Source organism: Bacteroidota bacterium, from assembly GCA_030706565.1.
GTDB lineage: Bacteria > Bacteroidota > Bacteroidia > Bacteroidales > JAUZOH01 > JAUZOH01.
In genome coordinates this window covers 1-4,251 of the sequence record JAUZOH010000326.1, presented here as the reverse complement: position 1 = coordinate 4,251, position 4,251 = coordinate 1, and the positions used below count along the sequence as shown (strand labels likewise).

Below are 4,251 nucleotides of genomic sequence, written 5' to 3'. Positions count from 1 at the left end.
TTATGAGCCTCATTTATAAAAAAATTATCCATGTTGCCATTTTATGAGAAAATTTAAAACTCATTAAAAATATACCCGGTACCGGAATAAAAGCATATCGCAGGAACTCTGTTGCTGACAGTTTGGCCCCCGGCAGAGCCTGAGTTATCGTCAACTCCCTGATGACAAATAGTATAAAAAACTAAAAAATAAAGTTCCAACTTAATTTAATTACAATATGGAGTATTACAGCAGGTTCCAGTTTAGTTTTTAAACTTCAGAAATTATTTTAAATAATTTTTATATTTGATATTTCAATATCCATTTCCAAATGAACATTGAAAGTTAAGGAAACAATGGATGAAATGCTGCAGGAAAGTACAGAAAGGAGGATTTGTTGCTAAGAAGTAACATCATTAAGTAGATCTTTTAATGATTAGAAAATGGTTAAAAATGAACAAATATCTACGGAAAATAAGATAGAGGATCTGAGTAAACAGCAATGGCAGTTGTTTATTGAAGGGGATAAAAATGCTTATTCGTTTTTATATTTACATTATGTTCAGGAACTTTATCAATATGGATGCCGTTTTACTGATGATTCTGAATTGGTAAAAGATTGCATACAAGATGTATTTACTCAAGTTTATCAGAATCATAAACATCTTTCTTCGCCCGATAATGTGAAGGTCTACCTGATGTCTGCTTTAAAAAATTCTTTATTCAATTTTTTTAAGAAAGGACAAAGGTTTAATGTCTATTCTTCTCATGTCTCAGAAGATAAACCTTATGATTTTGATTTGTCAATCGAAGAAACGATTATAGAAAACGAAACGGTAAAATCCCGGAGAAAGACATTGTCCCACGTACTTAATGATTTGCCCTCCAGGCAGAAAGAAATCATTTATTACCGTTTTTATGAAGGACTTGAATATGAGGAGATTTGCGAATTGATGGATTTGAAATATCAATCTGCTTATAATTTACTTCAACGGGCTTTATCTGAATTGCGCGAAATATATGGGGCATCCTTTATGTCCCTTCTATTGTTAAGTATTTCCCTGGGGGCTGAATCTACGATTTAGCTTTTTGCCGTCCCTGAAAACTTCTATTTATATTGCTCAGCAATTCATTTGCCTCGAGCAAGCTTTTCCATCCTAAAAGCAAAGTTTTGATATTTGGGAGCTATTCAATAAAAGGGATAGTTCTATTTTATGTTCCTAGCCGGATTGGCTTTGTTGGATAAAAATGTTAACCTAAAATATTTTAAATTTTTTTTTCTACTAAGTGAGTAGAAATATGAATCTCATTTGTCTTAAATAATAAAAAAAGAATGAAAGAACGATCGTCATATTTAAATTATACAGTAGTTGATCTGTTGAATGATGCTTATTTTCTTGATTCCGAATTGAATCCAACTAAAGAGAGCAGGCATTTCTGGGCGGACATGGAATTATATGACCAACAGTTGGGGAAAGAAATTCATCGCGCTCATTCTTTTTTGAAAGCCGTTTCACAAAGTCAGGGGAAAAGATTGTCGAATGATGAAATCAACAGATTGTGGCAACAAGTGCAGGAAAAAAATGCAGCTTTCGACAAAACCCGCAAAATAAAAAGAACTATTTATTGGGGAGTGGCTAATGTTGCCGCTTGTGTGGCATTGTTTATTGCTTTCAGTACCTGGTTTCATCCTACAAATTCAACATCAACGCAATCGGGATTAGCAGATTATATCCTAAAAGCAAAACGAATGGCGATAAATGGTCAAAGTGATGTCCGGTTGTTATCGTTCGATGATAAAACATTAAAAATTGCCGGAAGAGAAAGCGAAGTGAAATATACCCGGGATAGTATGCTCGCAATTAACTCCAAGCCGGTACAAAAAATAAAAGGAGGAACCAATACCTACAATCAATTGATCGTTCCTGCAGGGAAACGTTCCTATATTATTTTTTCGGATGGTACACGAATGAACGTGAATGCAAATACCCGGATCGTATATCCTGTAACTTTCTCTAAAGAAAAACGTGAAGTTTATGTGGAAGGAGAAGCATATTTACAAGTTAGTCCCGACAAAAACAGACCTTTTATTGTTAAAACAGATCGTATGAATGTTCAGGTGTTGGGGACAGCTTTTGATGTATGTACCAGTGCAGGGAAGATGTTGCATACTGTCGTTTTGGTTCATGGAAGAGTTCAAGTACAAACCAGCAATAACCTACAAAAAATAATAAATCCGGGAGAAATGCTTTCTTACCAACAGTCCGGAGATGTCCAAATAATAAAGAATGTTAATGTGTCTCAATATATAAGTTGGGTAGATGGATACTATGAATTTCATGAGGAATCTATCCAAAACATTGCAGATAAATTAATGCAGCATTATGGGAAGAAAATCGTTGTCAGCCCGAAAATATCGAATGTTACTTTTAGCGGGAAGCTGGATATACGGGAAGATTTGAAGGATGTATTAGAAAATTTAGCTTCGATAATCCCGGCGAAAGTTGTTGCGAAAGATGAGGAATATCATTTAAAATGATAATTGAAAATTTGTTTGTTATTATTTATTACCGATGATCTGATAAATTATTGATATTAAACAAATTACTTTTGTTCTTTGAAAATTTGATTGATTTGTATTTCTGTAAGTGGCTATTTTACTGATATTTTATCCTAAACAGATATACCTGAAATTTGAATTACCGCATAGATTGACAAAGTATTATTAAGTACATATTTTATCTGAGAGATGATAAGACAGGCATCGGGTTGTTAAAGTATATGGGTCTTACTCATTTGATCAAGTACCTGCAGGCAAAATTTTCCAATTCCTATTTTCATTTGCACGTGACAGGGTGTACTAATTAACTTTTTTATTTATAACAAGATGATAAAGTTTGTTTTATAGGTTTTTCAGGCATAAACAAATATTTCTTAATAAGATTCGGAAGGTTGCTGACCAAGAAAAGCTGAATGATCTGATTCCAATAATTTAACCCGGATTCGAGAGTTCCCTTTACATCTGTTAACCTGCTTTTCATACTCCTACATATTCAAACTAAAGTATCGGAGCAAAAATAGACTTACCTGAATTCAAAATTTTGCACTTAAAAGGTGCAAAATTACAAGTCAATTCAAATCAAAAAATCAAATAAGGCTTTATTGAATTTATGATCAGGGTTTTAAACTTTTTTAAGTAAACGCATCACTACTAATAATTAAATAAACATATACAAAATGGAAGAAAATGGACCGTAGAATTAAAAAAAGGTTGAATTGGTTCTTCAACAACCCCTCCAACCTGAAAATTTTAAGATTAAAATTTATCGCTAACTTAAACCTTTAAATGTATGAAAAATTACTTTACTAATAGGCATATAAAAGTTAAAGTAATGCCTTTTTTATCCATAAGAAACTTTTTCCTGATTTTTTTACTATTTCTATTCGCTACAAAAAACATTTCAGCAGCCCAATCTAACTCAAAGGAGGAAATCTTTTCCATTCATGGAGAGATGACCGTTTTACAGGTCTTTAAACAAATTGAGAAGAATAGTAAGTTTATCATAGTTTACCGGGACGGGACTATCGATCTAAACCGCAAAGTTAAAGTAAATACAGTAAATAAATCTGTAAGCGAAATATTGGACCTAGTCTTTGCGGGAACAAACAATACCTATGAAATCAAAGACCGCCAAATTACCATTCACAACCAACCTGTTGTTAGGAGAAAGCCTGTCAATAACGATATACATGTTTCGGGAACGGTACTGGATAAAGAAAAAAATGCTTTGCCCGGTGTAAGTGTAAAAGTGGTCGGTGAAGAAAATTTGAGAAATACGATTACGGATGAGAACGGACATTTTTATTTGAATATCCCCGATAAAAATTCCGAGATCGAATTTTCTTATATGGGTTACAAAACTCAGAGAATTAAAGTAGGTAACGAAATTAATTTTAATGTCATATTGGAAGAAGATGTAATGGCCTTGAACGAAATTGTGGTAACAGGTTATGGTAGCCAGAAAAAATTATCGGTTGTCGGAGCCATTGAAACCCTGGAACCCCAAAAATTGCAGGTAGGTTCAACCCGCTCCTTATCCAATAACCTTGCCGGACAAGTTTCAGGTTTGATCGCTGTAACACGTTCGGGTGAACCCGGATATGATAATTCCAATTTCTGGATTCGGGGTATATCGAGTTTCTCAGGAACAACAACGCCATTGGTATTGGTTGATGGTATTGAACGTGACTTAAACAATATTGACCCTTCCG

3 protein-coding genes are annotated in these 4,251 nt (G+C 33.8%); all 3 read left to right on the top strand.

Going from position 1 to position 4,251, the window contains the following annotated elements; genetic code table 11:
• The first annotated feature begins 422 nt into the window (after window positions 1-422).
• The gene (locus Q8907_13400; protein MDP4275267.1) at window positions 423-1,064 is read left to right on the top strand and encodes a sigma-70 family RNA polymerase sigma factor; all 642 of its coding nucleotides are present in this window, start codon (window positions 423-425) and stop codon (window positions 1,062-1,064) included.
• A gap of 248 nt (window positions 1,065-1,312) precedes the next feature.
• Window positions 1,313-2,518, top strand: a complete 1,206-nt coding sequence (locus tag Q8907_13395; GenBank protein ID MDP4275266.1) for a FecR domain-containing protein — start codon at window positions 1,313-1,315, stop codon at window positions 2,516-2,518.
• An 853-nt stretch (window positions 2,519-3,371) separates the two neighbouring features.
• Window positions 3,372-4,251 (top strand): carboxypeptidase-like regulatory domain-containing protein (locus tag Q8907_13390; protein MDP4275265.1); only part of this gene is annotated, 880 nt, incomplete at its 3' end.